The sequence below is a fragment of the Bradyrhizobium sp. USDA 4449 genome, from assembly GCF_054056275.1.
Genome location: NZ_JBSRYD010000001.1, coordinates 527,983 through 543,279 on the forward strand (window position 1 = coordinate 527,983; position 15,297 = coordinate 543,279).

A 15,297-nucleotide genomic window follows, 5' to 3' on the forward strand; every position below is an offset into this window, starting at 1 on the left:
GTCCGGTAGGAGACGCTCTCAATGCTGATGACCAGGAAACGAAGACCTGCAATCCGGACGCTGCGGGGTTGGGCCATCTCGGTGCTGCAGGACGCTGGTGCTATTCGCGAATGCGAGGAGCACGGCTGGATGCAGGACCGTGCCGACCCGCACGCGCGCGACCGTGCAATCGACATTGCGAGCCACAATCCTCCGGCGGGGCTCTCGCCCGACGATGCGGTGGCCGAAATCCGCGACGTGCTCGCTTCCATTGGCGATACCTGCCCAGAGTGTCGGTCTCTCGATTGGTGAAGGCCCCTTTCGTCGCAGCCGGTGACGCCGTAAGCAATCGGGAACATGGCTAACGTCCGACCACGGACCCCAACTAACCCAAGTCATCGATACAGGAGGCGCGGTCTGCTCCCATCGCATGGGGGGCGAATCACAGGCGCGAACAGACCGTGGTGACCGAGGCCGCATCAATCGATGGGCGGCCTCGATGTCTTACGCCGGCCGGATCAACGCCACGACGTCGCCCGCGCGTAGCGTCTGGCCGGGCTTCACCGGCACCGACGCAATGCGGCCTGCCGCGGGCGAGATCACCGAGATTTCCATTTTCATGGACTCGATGATCGCGATCACGTCGCCGGCCGCGACAGCGGCGCCCTCCTCAACCAGGACCTTCCAGATGTTGCCTGGCACTTCGGAGAACGCGCCGATCTGGCCATCGGGGATCCCCGCCGCGCCAGCGCTCAGATCGATCGACTCCAACGCTGTCTCGTCGAGCTTCATCTCGCGCCAGCGCTGACGCTCGGCGTCGAATGCGGCCTGCTGGGTTACCTTGAACGCGGCCATGGAGGGCTGCATCGCAGCCAACTGCGTCGCGTAGTCGGCGTAGGAGAACTCGCCCTGCTCGATCCTGATGTCGTATTGGCCGTGCGGGAACGCGGCACGGGCGTCCAGCAGCTCGTCTGCATCGACCGGGAAGAAACGGACCTTGTCGAAGAACCGCAGCAGCCAGGGATGGCCCGGCTCGAACACCCGCGTGGTGCGCCAGGTGTTCCAGACTTGGATGGTGCGGCCGAACAGCTGATAGCCACCGGGCCCTTCCATGCCGTAGATGCACATGTAGGCGCCGCCGATTCCGACCGCATTCTCCGGCGTCCAGGTCCGTGCCGGATTGTATTTCGTGGTCACGAGGCGATGCCGCGGATCGAGCGGGGTCGCCACCGGCGCGCCGAGATAGACGTCGCCAAGGCCGAGCACGAAGTAATCGGCATCGAACACGATGCGGCGAACGTCGTCCTCGCTGCGGAGCCCGTTGATGCGCCGGATGAACTCGACATTCGACGGGCACCACGGCGCATCCGCACGCACGAGCTCCTGATATTTGCGCATCGCAAGCTCGGCTTGCGGATCGCGCCAGGACAACGGCAGATGCACGGTGCGGCTCGGCACCCGCATAGCATCGACCGGCGGCAGTTCGCGCTCGATCTTCCGCAGCACGTCGAGCAGCTTGCCCCGCGACAGCGCAGTTCCGTCATAATGGATCTGGAGCGAGCGGATGCCGGGCGTCAGATCGATCAGGCCGCCGAGTTGGGCTTCCTCGAGCGCCTGCGCCAGCACATGCACACGCAGCCGCAGCGCGATGTCGAGCTCCATCGGACCGTATTCGACCAACAGATTGTCGTCGCCGGCGCGGCGGTAGACTACCGGGATCGGGCCGTCCTCGTTGCGGCCGATGATGGCCGAACCGAGCTCGGGCGCCTTCAGAACCGTCGGTCCTGCGATCGGATCGTCGCGCTTGACCGGCACGAAGCGGACGGTGTCGCCGGGCCGGAGCTGGCCGACCTTCCAGAGCTCATCGCGCGCGACGACCGCCGGACAGACGAAGCCGCCGAGGCTTGGTCCGTCCGGTCCGAGGATGATCGGCATGTCGCCGGTGAAGTCGATCGAGCCGACCGCGTAGGCGTTGTCATGGATGTTCGACGGATGCAATCCAGCCTCGCCGCCGTCGTTCCGTGCCCACCGCGGCTTCGGCCCGATCAGCCGCACGCCGGTGCGGGCGCTGTTGAAATGCACCTCATAGCTCGACGCGAACAGCGTTGCGATGTCGTCGTCGAGGAAGAAATCCGGCGCGCCATGCGGGCCGTAGACCACGCCGATCTGCCACGCCGATGTCAGCTGCGGCCGTTCACTGTCCTGAGCTCGCCGCGGCGCTGCAAGGCCTGATGATTCGGCACCGATATGCAGCACATCGCCGGCCTTCAGCGAACCCGTCGCATGGCCGCCGAAGGCGCCGAGCGCAAACACGGCGCGTGAGCCGAGGATCTCGGGCACATCGATGCCACCACGCACCGAAAGATAGCTGCGCTGGCCCGGACCCTTGATGCCGCCGATCGCGAGCGTCTGCCCCGCGCGCACCGCAACCGGCTCGTCATAGGCCACTTCGGCGCCATCCAGCGATGCCTTCATCCGCGCGCCCGACAGCGCGACGATCGCATCGGTGTTGAAACGCAGGGTCGGCCCATTGACCGTCAGCTCCAGCGCTGTCGTCGTTTCCGGATTGCCGACCACGCGATTGGCGAGGCGGAACGACCGTTCGTCCATCGGGCCGCTCGGCGGCACGCCGACATGCCAGAGATGCAGGCGGCCCGGCAATTCCTGCACCCCGCTCTGCGCACCGGGTGCAACGACATCGATGGTGTGCGGCCGATACACGAAGGCGCCGAGCACGCTGGTCGCGACCTGCCCGCTGCGGAACACGTCGGACGCGGCGATCGCACGCAGATAATCGAGGTTGGTCTCGATGCCGGCGACGACCGTGTCATCGAGCGCGTGCGTCAGCTTGGCGATCGCGGCATCCCGCGTCTCCGCCGATACGATGATCTTGGCCAGCATCGGATCATAGAACGGCGACACCTCGGTGCCGGTCTCGATCCAGCCGTCGATCCGCGCATCGCCCGAGAAGGCGACCGTCGTCAAGCGGCCCGCGCTCGGGCGGAAGCCGGCGCCCGGATTCTCGGCGTAGAGCCGCACCTCGATTGCCGCGCCCTTCGGCGTGACCGCGCCGGCCTGGGCCAGTACGTCCTCGCCCGCGGCTTGGCGGATCATCCATTCGACCAGGTCAACGCCCGTGACCTGCTCGGTGACGGGATGCTCGACCTGAAGCCGGGTGTTGACCTCGAGAAAGTAGAAGTCTTCGCGCTCGACGTCGTAGATGAACTCGACCGTGCCGGCGGATTCGTAACTTACGGCCTTGCCGAGCGACACGGCCGCGGCATGCAGCCGACGCCTGATGTCGGCGGAAAGGCCCGGCGCGGGGGTCTCCTCGAAGACCTTCTGATTGCGCCGCTGCAGCGAGCAATCCCGCTCGCCGAGCGCGACCACATCGCCCTTGCCGTTGCCGAAGATCTGCACCTCGATATGGCGCGCCCGGGCCACGAAGCGTTCGAGATAGACCCGGGCGTCTCCGAAGCTCGCCCGTGCCGTGCGCTGCACGGATTCAAACCGCTCGCGCAGCGCCGCCATGTCGCGGCAGAGCTGCATGCCGATGCCGCCGCCACCCGCGGTGCTCTTCAGCATCACCGGAAAGCCGATACGCTCGGCCTCGCGCACCGCCTCATCGATGGACTCCAGCAGACCGGAGCCCGGCAACAGCGGCACGCCGCTGGTTTCGGCGATCTCGCGCGCCCTGTGCTTGAGACCGAAGGCATCAAGATGCTCGGGCCGAGGCCCGATGAAGGTGATGCCGTGCTCGGACAGCCGCTCGGCAAAGCGGCGGTTCTCCGACAGGAAGCCGTAGCCGGGGTGAACCGCCTGCACGCCGGTGGCAAGGCACGCCGCCATGATCGCATCGACGTTGAGGTAGCTCTCGGCCGCCGGTGCCGGGCCGATCCGCACGGCCTCGTCGGCCTCGCGCACCGGCCGGGTGAAGCGGTCGGCATCGGAATAGACCGCGACCGAGCGGATGCCCATGTGACGCAATGTTCTGCCGATCCGCCCGGCAATCTCGCCGCGGTTGGCAATCAGGACCTTGCCGAACATGCCTCACGCCTCCGGCTCGAAGATCGTGACCTGCACCGGCGTCGGGAAGAAACCGTTGCAGGGATTATTGATCTGCGGACAGTTCGAGATCAGGCACAGCACATCCATCTCGGCGACCAGCTCGACCGCGTCACCGGGCTTGGAGACGCCGTCGACGACGGTGAAATTGCCGGCGGCATCGATCGGTACGTTCATGAAGAAGTTCAAGTTCGGCACGATGTCGCGCTTCGACATGCCGTATTTCGCGGCTTCGATCACAAAGTTTTCGCGGCAGGCGTGCTGGTAGCGAGTCTGGTGCCCGAACCGCACCGTGTTGCTCTCGCAGGAACAGGCGCCCGCCGAGGTGTCGTGCAGGCCGCAACTGTCGGCCGTGACGCGCAGCATCACGCGGCCTTCATTGGACATGATCCTGGTGCCGAGCCCGACGTAGGCCGAGCCCTGCGCACGGAGCGTATCCTGGCCGCTGTAGCGCTCACCGAAGTCATCGGCGCGATAGAAGAGCGTATCCACCGCCTGCTGGCCATGGCTATCGGTGATGCGCAGGGTTTGGCCTTTGCGGATGATCGCCGACCATGGCTTGCGCGCGGGAATTTCGACATCGAGAATGATGCGGCCGGTCGGAACCGATTGCGTGGTCATCGCACGTCTCCTCCGGTGGTCTCGCCGAAATACATCGCATTGTTCTCGTAGGCGCGGATCGCCTCGGCCGTCGCGGTGCGGCACAGATCGTCGGCAGCCGGCGCACGGGTGCGATAGCGCACGATCTCCACACTCGCCTGCGGAAGGGTCGTGGCCGGATCGAGCGGATGCGGGCAATTCGACAGCGCGATCAGCAGATCCATTTCCGCGCGCAGCTCGACGAAGTCGCCCCTCTCGCGCCGCGCCTCGTACCAGACGAACTTGCCACCGGCGTCGATCGCGACCGGCGCAAAGAAGCTGACGCAAGGATGCACGTCACGACGATCGAGCCCGAGTTTCATCGCTGCCAGGATGAAGTTGTCGCGCGTGTTGCGGAAATTCCCGTCGCCGTATTTCGCCTGGTTGGTCGCGGCAGTCGAACCGCCGACCACCGCATCATGCGCTGCACTAGTGTCCTCCGTGATGGCGAGCAGCGCCCGCCCCATGTCCGACAGCAGAACCCGTCCCTTCTGCAGGCGAGCCGCCCACTGCACCTTGATCGTATCGGCGTGATTCAGCCGCTCGGTGGTGTCGGCAGCATTCCAGGCGAGCAGGCTGACGGTCGATGTCCCCTGTGTGTTGACGATGCGCAGCGTATCGCCGCGGTTCAACCGCGCGGTCCAGTACCAGCCGGCCGGAATCACCTCGCGGTGGATGATGGCGTCGGCCGCGATCGGCCCGGCATCGCGCGCGGTCGACGCCGGCAGTGCCCGCGGCGCGTGATCCTGCCCGACCGATTTCAGCTCGTTGTAGCGTCGCGTATGCGCTTCGATCTCGGCCTTCTGTTCCGCTGTGAGGATCATGGTTGCTCCTTCAAGACGAGAGCGCCGGGCCGTCCCGGCTGATGCTCCTTGTCTGACCGGGTCGTCCCGGCCGGAGCTGGTTGAACCGACGACCGCAGCTCGGCGCTGCGGCGCGGGAAGATCTCCAGGTCGCGCGACACCGTGGCGCCGTAGCGCTCTCGCTCCTCGGGACGGTTGCGCGACCGCTCCAGCGCGATCACGCGCGTCGCGAGCCCGAAGGCCTCACTGAGATCATGCGTCACCATCACGATGGTCAGATGGCTCTCGTTCCACAGCCGCTTCATCAACAGATGGATGTCGGCGCGGATGCCCGGGTCGAGCGCGCCGAACGGCTCGTCGAGTAGCAGGATCTTTGGCTCGCCCATGATCGCCTGCGCCAGTGCGAGGCGCTGCTGCATGCCGCCGGACAACGAAGACGGATACCTGGTTTCCTGGCCGGCGAGCCCGACTTCGGCCAAAAGCTTCATCGCGTCGTCCATGGCGGCGCGCCGCGCGCCGCCGAACAGCCGGGCCGTGAACTTGGCATCGCGCAACTCGCGTCCGAGCATGACGTTCTGCAGCACCGTCAAATGCGGAAACACGGAGTAGCGCTGGAACACCACGCCGCGGTCGGCGTCCGGTTCGGCAGGCAACAGCTTGCCGTCGACCAGGATCCGACCGCGGCTCGGCTGCTCCTCGCCGAGCAGCATGCGGAGCAGCGTGGTCTTGCCGCAACCGGACGGTCCGACCAGCGCGAGGAACGCGCGCGGCTCGACCTCCATCGTGATGCGCTCCAGCACGATGTGATCGCCATATTCCTTCCAGACGTCGTCGAACCGGATCGCGCTCATTCCGCCCTCACCGAGGCAAACCAGGGAAACGCCTTGCGTTGCAGGATACGCAGGCCGACATCGATCAGGAACGCCAGCAGCGTGATCCAGACGACGTAGGGGATGATCACATCCATCGCGAGATAACGGCGCACCAGGAAGATCCGGTAGCCGAGCCCGGAATCGGAGGCGATCGCCTCGGCCGCGATCAGGAATAGCCAGGCCGGGCCGAGTTGCAGGCGCAGCACGTCGATCAGCCGCGGCAGGGTCTGCGGCATCGCGACGCGCAGCGCGATCTGCCACGTCGAGGCGCCGAGCGTCTGTGCCTTGACTATCTGCTCGCGCGGCAACTCCTGCACCTTCATGGCGAGATCGCGGATCATACAGGGCAATGTACCGATCACGATCAGCGCAATCTTGGAGTTCTCGCCTAACCCCATCACGATGAACAGGATCGGCAACAGCGCCAGCGGCGGCACCATCGATGTTACCGACACGAACGGCCCGAGCAACGCGTTGGCGCCCGGCAACAGCCCGATCAAGATGCCGAGCACCAGCGCCGCCACCGTCGAGATCGCCAGCGCCGAGCCCAGCCGCCCGAGGCTGGCGACGGTGTCGGAGGCCATCAGATAGCTGCCGGTGCGCGGGTCGACCTCGAACGCCATCTGCTTGACCGCCTGAACCATGCTCGGCAGTGCCGGCAGCAGCTTGTCGTTCGGGTTTTGCGCGAGCCGCGCGCTGGAGCCGGCGAAATAGGCGATTGCGACCAACAGGAACGGCAGCGCGAGCAGATAGAATCGCGTCTGCCGTCCCGGCCTTATGTTCACAAGTCGCATCGTCAGCTCCTGTTTGCGGTGGCACTACATGATCAGAGCTTGCCTTTGGCGGCTTCGTCCATGTAGGTCGGGTCGAAGCGCAGCTTGACGTTCGCCTTGTCGCCCAGCACCGACTTGTCGGCGAGCTCGATGCCGACGGCGTCAGCCGACTTCGCGCCTTTGCCGAGCAGGTCCTTCTCGAACAGGAACTTGCGGACACGATCCATCGTCACGCCGATGGTCTTGCTGCGCGTGAACGCTTCGGCATCGGTCGCCTTGTCGAACAGTTTGGTGGTCGAGAGCTGGCTGTCGAAGCCGGCGAGGTCGGTGCCGGAAGCCCTCGCCATCGCTTCCTTGGCGGCCTTGGCGGCGGGATCGTTCGCCGTCATCTTGGACAGCGTCTCGTACCAGATGCCGACCAGCGCCTTGGCGAAATCCGGATTGTCCTTGGCAACCGCGGTGTTCACCACCATCAGGTCCATGATCTCGCCGGGGATCTGCGAGGAATCGAACACCTTCTTCGCGTCGGGCGAGCCGAGGATCTCAGTCACGATGGGATTCCAGGTCACGACCGCATTGACGTCGGGCGTCTTGTATGCGGCTGCGATATCTGCATCCGAGGTATTGACCACCTTGACGTCCTTCTCGCTCAGCTTGCTGCTCTCGAGCGCGCGCGCCAGCAGATAATGCGACACCGAGAATTCGACCAGGTTGACGGTTTGGCCCTTGATCGCGGCGAGGTCGGAATTGTTCTTCAGGATCACGGCATCATTGCCGTTGGAGAAGTCGCCCATCACGACCGCGGTGGTGTCGACACCGCCGGCCGCCGGAATCGACAGCGCGTCCATGTTGGTGATGGTGACGGCGTCATAGCCGCCGGCGGTGTACTGGTTGATCGATTCGACGTAGTCGTTGAACTGCTTGACCTCGATCGTGATGCCGTATTTGTCAGCCCACTTCCTGACGATGCCGGTGTCGGCCGCATAGCCCCACGGCATCCAACCGACATAGATCGACCAAGCGACCTTGAAGCTTTTCTTCGGCGCGGCGTCGGCCGCAGGCACCGCCGCGAGCACGATCGCGCAGCCGGCGACAACAGAGCGAAGGAAGAAAGAGAACTTGTTCATTGCCGATCCCTTTTGCGAAATTTCACAAAAAGGGACTGGCGAAAAGACCATCGCTCCGCCAATCCCTTGGCTAACGAGGTCTCCCGGGCTTTTATCCCGCCGTGCACCTGCGGGGATGTCTCCCCCGCAAGCGGCTGCTCTCGGACCAGCATCTTGCCTGGCAAGATCGGAACCCTAGCGGCCAACTCGGCGCCGTCAATGCACGAGCCGTGCCACGACACCAGCGTTTGAATCTCATGAGATTTTTCGACCCGCGCGGCCCGGCGGCGAGGCCGGCCTGCTTAAAAACTGCGCAAGCCTGCTCAGAATTGGCTCTGTCCTTTTGCCATCGACGCAAACAGGATCGCGTCATGGCTCACGCGGAGGGGTAAGTTCGATGCGCAAGCTACTGAGCGTTTTGTTCGCGGGCCTCTGGCGCGGACTGCACGGCCGGTTTGGTCTGGTTCCAACGCCGGACGTGAAGGACCCGAGCCCCTAGTGCGAGATCGTGCCGGCTCCGCGCTTGCCGGTCAGCCGACAGTCCCGAGCCTCCGCAAGATGAAGCGTTCCGGGACCCCGACAAGGCCGCCCGAGCGGTGAAGGAGGGCTTCGCTCTCATCCGCAAACCGTATGCGCCGGAAACGCTGGTCCAGGCGATGAATGAGGTTGTGGGAGCGGCTCGGCTTGACAGGAAAGCGGGCTGTGACCCAGCGAGGTACATATTTGCTCCATCATCGGCCCAGACGTTGTCCGTAGACGTCGGTAGCTAAGAGACCGAATGCGCTCCCGCCTGCGCAAGGTGGGGCACAATGGCGCGGCATCCCCGCCGCCACTTCTTCACTGACATCGGCCGCCTTCTTGCACGCGATTGCGGAACCGATCTCGACGTGTCGGGTTTCCTCCTGGCTTGTTTGTAGGGAGAATTTGTCTTCGTCAGTTCGGCCATCCAATCATCAAAAACAGGCGACCCAGCGCCCTCGTCGCGTCCGCCGCTGTTTACGATGGTCCACCGGGATTGGTTCTCCCAGTCGCATCTGAGGCTGCCGACAGCCGGTCGACTTTCAGTCTCCTTGGGGGTCTATGTCCGAAATCGATTCCGCTGAGAGCTCTCATAGAGTGCGCGATCTCGAACTCTCATTTCTGGCTGGGGGTGGCGAAATGGGGACGCTCATCCGCGCCCACGACTGGAAGTCCACTCCGCTTGGTCCGCCGGAGCACTGGCCGCAGAGCCTGAAGACTGCTGTCCGCATCATGCTGACGTCACGACAACCGATCTGGATCGGTTGGGGACCTGATCTGATCTATCTTTATAACGATCCGTACCAATCGATAATCGGCGGCAAGCACCCCTGGGCGCTCGGACGGCCGACCGCGCAGGTGTGGAGTGAAATCTGGTCCGACATCGGCCCGATGCTGGCGACAGCGATGGGTGGTGTCGAAGGGACTTACGTCGAAGAGCAACTCCTCATCATGGAGCGCAACGGCTACCGCGAAGAGACGTACTACACATTCTCGTACAGTCCCATTCCGGACGATCAAGGCGCGCCCGGCGGGATCATCTGCGCCAACACGGATGACACCAATAGGGTGATCGGCGAACGCCAGCTTGCACTACTGCGCGAACTCGCTGCCAAAACGTTGCACGCCCGCTCATGGCAACAGGCCTGCCAACGCAGCATCGGAGCGCTGGCGACCAATTCCCGCGATCTCACCTTTGCCGTCATCTACATGGCCGATCCGGAGACCGGAAATCTAAAGCTGTGCGCATCGACGTTCGAAAACTCGGTGGGCAAGGCACCTGAGGCACTTCGATTGAGCGTCCAGCTGATTTGGCCGCTCGTCGGCTCCGAGCCGTTGCTGATCGACCTGGAAGGGGTGACGAGCGAGGCGCCCGGCGGAGCTTGGGATCAGCCGAGTGCAAAAGCCGCAGTCCTTGCTATCCCGCCATCGGGGGAAACGGGGCGTTCGGGTGTACTCTTGGTTGGGCTAAACCCTTTTCGTCTCTTTGATGCGGAATATAGCGGTTTCCTCGGCCTTGTGGCGGGGCAGGTCGCGGCAGCGGTCGCGAACGCAGACGCCTACGAGGAGGAGCGTCGCCGCGCCGAGGCCCTCGCGGAACTGGACCGCGCCAAGACCGCCTTCTTCTCTAACGTCAGTCACGAGTTTCGTACGCCGTTGACGCTGATGCTGGGGCCGCTCGAGGAGATCCTCGGCAGCCGTCGCGGCGGTCCCGAGCTTCTGGAGCAGGTCGAACTTGCCCATCGCAACGGTGTGCGCCTGCTGCGCCTCGTCAACAGTCTGCTCGACTTTTCACGCATCGAAGCCGGACGCGTGCAAGCGGTTTTCGAGCCCACGGATTTGGCCGCAGCGTCAGCCGAAATTGCCTCCAGCTTCCGATCGGCGATCGAGCGAGCCGGGCTCAAACTTCGGATCGAATGCGCGCCACTTGCCCGACCGGTCTACGTGGATCGGGAAATGTGGGAGAAGGTGCTGCTGAACCTCCTCTCCAACGCCTTCAAGTTTACGCTTGAAGGTCAGATCACCGTGTCCGTGGCGCCTTCCGAGGACGAGAGGACTGCACGGATTTCTGTAGCCGACACCGGGATCGGGATCCCGGCTGCGGAAGTCCCACGCCTGTTCGAACGCTTTCATAGAGTTGCGGGCGCACGTGGCCGCAGCTTCGAGGGAAGCGGCATTGGCTTGGCCCTAGTCAATGAGCTGATCAGCTTACACGGCGGGCGCATCGCGGTGGAAAGCGCTCCGGAAAAGGGCACGACCTTCACGATCGATCTCCCGTTCGGCCGTCGTCACCTGCCGGCCGACCAGGTAAGGGAGACAGGCCAGCCTATCACCTCCACGCCGGGAGGCCGCGCCCAGGAGTACGTCGAGGAAGCCCTCAGGTGGCTGCCCGATGTGAGCCCTCAACTTGAAGCGGTTGGCGAACTCAGTACGCCGGGCCTCGGGGCGCTCGCCCCCAGAGACCCTGTGCGGGCCGGCGCCGGAAAGCGCGTGCTGTTGGTGGACGACAATGCCGACATGCGCGCGTACGTGCTTCGGCTGCTCGAGGCCCAAGGGTACGCGGTAGATCAGGCCGGGGATGGTGAAATGGCACTCTCCCTCGCGCGCAAGCTACGGCCCGACCTCATCCTGTCGGACGTCATGATGCCCAAGCTCGATGGTTTCGGCCTGCTCCGTGCCATCCGAGCAGAACCGGCTCTGGAGGACGTGCCGGTCATCATGCTTTCCGCGCGCGCCGGCGAAGAGGCCAAGGTGGAAGGCCTGGAGTCGGGCGCCGACGATTACCTCATCAAACCCTTCGCAGCGCGCGAGCTTTTAGCCCGGGTCAACGCCAACATCCAGTTGGCTGACGTCCGACGGGAGGCAAACCGGAGGGTTTTCCTTTCCGAGCAGAAGTTTCACATCTCGGAGGACCGTCTCTCGCTTGCCTTATCCACCGGGCGAGTTGCGGTGTTCGAGTGGGACCTGGCGCGTGAACGCGTGACCATGATTGGACCTTTGGCCGAAGCATACGGCGTGCCGGCCGAAATCGCCGCGCGAGGCGTGCCGCGAGATTCTCTCCGCCAGGCCGTCGATCCGGCGGATCTTGCCCAGATCGACAGCGCCCTTCAGCGGGCTATCGAGCACGATGAAGCCTACGAGGTCGAATTCCGGCTTCTATCCGATGGCGAGCCACGCAATCTCGTCGCGCGTGGCAGTCCCCGCACCGCTCCCAATGGTGATCGCAGTGTTGCCGGCGTGCTGATCGACATCACGGAGGAGCGCCGGGCCCGAAACTCGGCGGAGGAGCAGACCCGCGCGCTGCAGATCCTCAACCGCGCGGCGGATGCCATATCAGGCAATCTCGATTTGGAGCGGCTGGTCCAGGTCGTCGTCGACGCCTGCGTCGAGGTCACTGGCGCTCAGTTCGGAGCGTTCTTCTACAACGTCGTGAATGAGGCGGGCGAGAGTTACACGCTCTACACCCTTTCGGGGGCACCGCGGGAGGCGTTCGAGAAATTTCCTATGCCGCGAAACACGCCGGTGTTCGCGCCTACCTTCGAGGGGACGGGCGTCGTTCGGTCCGACAATATTCGCAAGGATGCCCGCTACGGCACGATGGAGCCACACCGTGGCCAACCAAAGGGACACTTACCGGTGGTCAGCTACCTGGCTGTTCCCGTCAAATCTCGATCCGGCAAGGTGCTCGGCGGTCTCTTCTTTGGCCACGAGCAGGAAGGTGTGTTCGACGCGATCTCAGAACAGAGGGTTGTCGCACTTGCAGCGCAAGCCGCGGTCGCGATGGACAATGCCAGTCTCTTCCAGGCTTTGGAAACGGAACTCGCGCAGCGACGAACGGCCGAAGCGGAACTACAGATCCTGAACACCAACCTGGAGCAACGAGTTGCCCAAGAGGTAAACCAAAGGATTCGAGCCGAAGAGGCTCTGCGCCAGGCCCAGAAGATGGAGGCCGTCGGTCAGCTAACGGGCGGCGTCGCTCATGACTTCAACAATCTGTTGACCGTCATCATCGGCGGCCTCGACACTATCCGCCGGGCAAAGCCCGCGGACGAGGCGCGCATTCGCCGCGCCTTGGACATGGCGCAGCAGGGCGCGCAGCGCGCGGCCAGTCTGACCACTCGCCTGCTCGCGTTCTCGCGACGCCAGGCGCTGGAGCCAAAGCCTCTGGACCTCAACCATCTCGTCCGCGATATGACGAACCTTCTGCATCGGACACTGGGCGAACAGATCGAACTTGAGGGAGTGCTGGCGCCGCGACTTTGGACGATCGAAGCAGATCAGAACCAACTCGAAAGCGCGATCTTGAACCTGGCGGTGAATGCGCGGGACGCCATGCCAGACGGTGGCAAGCTGACGATAGAGACTGCTAATACCGCGCTCGACGAGAGCTACGTGGCTGTCGACGCGGAAGTGATACCCGGTCAGTACGTGATGGTCAGCGTGACGGATATGGGCACCGGCATGTCGAAGGAGACGCTGGGACGGGCCTTCGAGCCCTTCTTCACCACCAAGGAAGTCGGGCGCGGGACCGGTCTGGGCCTATCGATGGTCTATGGCTTCGTGAAGCAATCTGGTGGCCACGTCACGATCTACAGCGAAGAAGGACATGGCACGACCGTGAAGCTGTATTTCCCTCGCGTGCGAGGTGACGCCCGGGCGGTCGAGGACACAGCAGAAAGTACCATACCGACCGCTACAGAGGGGGACGTCGTTTTGGTCGTGGAGGACAACATCGACGTCCGTGCCTATAGCACGATGGTGCTGAAAGAACTGGGTTACGAGGTCATCGAGGCTGCAGACGCCGACGCTGCACTTGTGATACTCCGCACCGGGCGGCGTATCGATCTGCTCTTCACAGATGTGGTCTTGCCGGGACCCAGTGGCAAGGTATTGGCCGAGGCCGCGGCGAAGCTTCGCCCAGGCCTCAGAATCCTTTTCACGACCGGCTATTCCCGCAATGCAATCGTTCACCACGGCCGCCTCGACGCCGGCGTTCAACTCATCTCGAAGCCATTCACCTTTGAGCAACTCGCTGTGAGGGTGCGAGACGTGCTTGACCAGCGCCGATAAGCAGTGAGAGGACGATAGCTAGGCATTGACGTCCATGGAAACCCTTCCGGAGATTTCCGCGGTCGCCTCAATCGGAGCCCGAGCCTCATGAGGGATTTCGACTGCCCATACTGCCGAACGCAACTGGCCTTCGAGCAAATTGAATGCATCGAATGTCGGAAGCCAGCTGTCTTCGATCCGGACAAGATGGCGATGGTAAGATTAGAAGACACGGGATCATGCTCCAACCGGCAGATCATCGGGTGCAACTGGTGCACCGTTGGGGACGCAACCTACTGTGAGGCGTGCTCCCTAACTCACGTCATTCCTGACATCGGCGATTTGCGCAACGTGCGACTCTGGAGACGTGTCGAAGAAGCGAAACGACGTCTCCTCTATGACCTGCTGCGGCTCCGCCTTCCCCTTTCCTCGAGGCTAGGAATGCACGTGGGTTTTGACATCTTATCTGACGAGCATGGCCCCGTGCTGACGGGACATCGAGCGGGCCTCATTACTCTCAACCTGGCAGAAGCCGATGACGTTGAGCGAGAGAGCAGACGTGTTTCCATGCGCGAATCCTACCGAACTTTGCTCGGTCATTTTCGACATGAGATCGGACACTTTTACTGGCACGTCCTTATCGATGAACCACGGCTTCACGCACCATTTCGATTGGTTTTCGGTGATGAAACACATGATTATAACGACGCATTAGCCGCTTATTATGCGCGGCAAGATCGCTCGCATGACCCGGCAAGTCACATTAGTCTTTATGCGACGTCGCACCCGTGGGAAGACTGGGCCGAAACCTTTGCTCACTTTCTGCACATTGTGGCGACACTCGACTCCCTGGCGGGGCTTCCGTTGTCTCTCGAGACGCGTGCACGGGAGACCTTGAGAGACCCGTACCTCGAAAGCGATTTCGACGCCTTGCTGGATCTCTGGAATCCGCTTGCGCGCTCGATCAACATTCTCAATCAGTCATTGGGTCTAGCAGAAGCATACCCGTTCAATATCTTTCCCGCGGTCAAGGGAAAGCTGCATTTGGTGCACATGGCACTCGTAGCCTTCAGGGGATCGGTCAAAGGGCCCGATTTGGTCCTTGGTCAAAATCATTAGAGCCTTTAGAGCAGCCACGAGGTGTCAAGAGGACGGCGGCTTTCCAGTAGTGCATTGGGCCCCTCGCCCTGTCAGGCACGAGATAACAAGAGATTGGCTCGAAAAAACAAGTTGGCTCATCGCGCGAGGCTTACATGCCTTTTGAACAACTTTTGCCGATCCACAGAATTGAGAGAAGTTGCATGAGCGCAAATGGCGATCAGGGATCTGCCAAGATCTATCAATTCCCCGCTGGCGGCCGCACGGCTCTCGGACGCTATCGGGTAGCCGAACCGGCGGCGGCCGCTCCAAGAACGAGAGAAGTTGTGGGCAGCAGCGGCTGGTACCACGAGGAAGCCATCCGCGCATCCCGGTCCAAGAGCGAGCCCTAAGC

Annotated in this window: 10 protein-coding genes and 1 riboswitch; of the genes, 4 read left to right on the plus strand and 6 right to left on the minus strand. The window is 63.2% G+C overall.

The genetic code is table 11. The features are described 5' to 3' along the window. Positions 1-21 precede the first annotated feature (21 nt). Positions 22-291 (plus strand): hypothetical protein, encoded by a 270-nt coding sequence (locus ACVIIW_RS02510; protein WP_456699294.1) that lies wholly within the window; start codon positions 22-24, stop codon positions 289-291. Positions 292-483: 192 nt separating this feature from the next. Here ACVIIW_RS02510 and uca read toward each other — a convergent pair whose 3' ends face one another. The 6 genes from uca to ACVIIW_RS02540 are packed head-to-tail and all read right to left on the minus strand — an operon-like array spanning position 484 to position 8,258. Beyond that, positions 484-4,026 (minus strand): urea carboxylase, encoded by a 3,543-nt coding sequence (gene uca / locus ACVIIW_RS02515; protein WP_456699295.1) that lies wholly within the window; start codon positions 4,024-4,026, stop codon positions 484-486. 3 nt (positions 4,027-4,029) lie between these two features. Next, positions 4,030-4,665 carry an urea amidolyase associated protein UAAP2 gene (locus ACVIIW_RS02520; RefSeq protein WP_456699296.1) on the minus strand — a complete coding sequence of 212 codons (636 nt, stop codon included), beginning with the start codon at positions 4,663-4,665 and terminating at the stop codon, positions 4,030-4,032. Then, positions 4,662-5,507 carry an urea amidolyase associated protein UAAP1 gene (locus ACVIIW_RS02525; protein ID WP_456699297.1) on the minus strand — a complete coding sequence of 282 codons (846 nt, stop codon included), beginning with the start codon at positions 5,505-5,507 and terminating at the stop codon, positions 4,662-4,664. The genes ACVIIW_RS02520 and ACVIIW_RS02525 overlap by 4 nt, the downstream gene beginning before the upstream one ends. Further along, positions 5,504-6,337 carry an ABC transporter ATP-binding protein gene (locus ACVIIW_RS02530; protein WP_456699298.1) on the minus strand — a complete coding sequence of 278 codons (834 nt, stop codon included), beginning with the start codon at positions 6,335-6,337 and terminating at the stop codon, positions 5,504-5,506. The genes ACVIIW_RS02525 and ACVIIW_RS02530 overlap by 4 nt, the downstream gene beginning before the upstream one ends. Continuing rightward, the gene (locus ACVIIW_RS02535; protein ID WP_456699299.1) at positions 6,334-7,152 is read right to left on the minus strand and encodes an ABC transporter permease; all 819 of its coding nucleotides are present in this window, start codon (positions 7,150-7,152) and stop codon (positions 6,334-6,336) included. Before ACVIIW_RS02535 ends, ACVIIW_RS02530 begins: the two co-directional genes overlap by 4 nt. A 32-nt stretch (positions 7,153-7,184) precedes the next feature. Continuing rightward, on the minus strand, positions 7,185-8,258 hold the full coding sequence (locus tag ACVIIW_RS02540) for a putative urea ABC transporter substrate-binding protein (RefSeq protein ID WP_456699300.1): 1,074 nt from the start codon (positions 8,256-8,258) through the stop codon (positions 7,185-7,187). 78 nt (positions 8,259-8,336) lie between these two features. Further along, positions 8,337-8,447, minus strand: a riboswitch (guanidine-I (ykkC/yxkD leader). 948 nt (positions 8,448-9,395) lie between these two features. Between ACVIIW_RS02540 and ACVIIW_RS02545 the strand changes: the two genes are divergently transcribed. From ACVIIW_RS02545 to ACVIIW_RS02555, 3 genes are all read left to right on the plus strand, one after another. Next, complete coding sequence (locus tag ACVIIW_RS02545; protein WP_456705068.1) at positions 9,396-13,826, plus strand: ATP-binding protein; 4,431 nt, start codon at positions 9,396-9,398, stop codon at positions 13,824-13,826. An 87-nt stretch (positions 13,827-13,913) separates the two neighbouring features. After that, complete coding sequence (locus ACVIIW_RS02550) at positions 13,914-14,924, plus strand: putative zinc-binding metallopeptidase (RefSeq protein WP_456699301.1); 1,011 nt, start codon at positions 13,914-13,916, stop codon at positions 14,922-14,924. A 182-nt stretch (positions 14,925-15,106) separates the two neighbouring features. Beyond that, complete coding sequence (locus tag ACVIIW_RS02555; protein WP_456705069.1) at positions 15,107-15,295, plus strand: DUF2735 domain-containing protein; 189 nt, start codon at positions 15,107-15,109, stop codon at positions 15,293-15,295. The last annotated feature ends 2 nt before the right edge of the window (positions 15,296-15,297 follow it).

Bases quoted from the DNA above. Each gene is read 5' to 3' on its own strand.
- ACVIIW_RS02510 (WP_456699294.1), top strand. From the start codon at position 22: ATGCTGATGACCAGGAAACGAAGACCTGCAATCCGGACGCTGCGGGGT.
- uca (WP_456699295.1), bottom strand. From the start codon at position 4,026: ATGTTCGGCAAGGTCCTGATTGCCAACCGCGGCGAGATTGCCGGGCGG.
- ACVIIW_RS02520 (WP_456699296.1), bottom strand. From the start codon at position 4,665: ATGACCACGCAATCGGTTCCGACCGGCCGCATCATTCTCGATGTCGAA.
- ACVIIW_RS02525 (WP_456699297.1), bottom strand. From the start codon at position 5,507: ATGATCCTCACAGCGGAACAGAAGGCCGAGATCGAAGCGCATACGCGA.
- ACVIIW_RS02530 (WP_456699298.1), bottom strand. From the start codon at position 6,337: ATGAGCGCGATCCGGTTCGACGACGTCTGGAAGGAATATGGCGATCAC.
- ACVIIW_RS02535 (WP_456699299.1), bottom strand. From the start codon at position 7,152: ATGCGACTTGTGAACATAAGGCCGGGACGGCAGACGCGATTCTATCTG.
- ACVIIW_RS02540 (WP_456699300.1), bottom strand. From the start codon at position 8,258: ATGAACAAGTTCTCTTTCTTCCTTCGCTCTGTTGTCGCCGGCTGCGCG.
- ACVIIW_RS02545 (WP_456705068.1), top strand. From the start codon at position 9,396: ATGGGGACGCTCATCCGCGCCCACGACTGGAAGTCCACTCCGCTTGGT.
- ACVIIW_RS02550 (WP_456699301.1), top strand. From the start codon at position 13,914: ATGAGGGATTTCGACTGCCCATACTGCCGAACGCAACTGGCCTTCGAG.
- ACVIIW_RS02555 (WP_456705069.1), top strand. From the start codon at position 15,107: ATGAGCGCAAATGGCGATCAGGGATCTGCCAAGATCTATCAATTCCCC.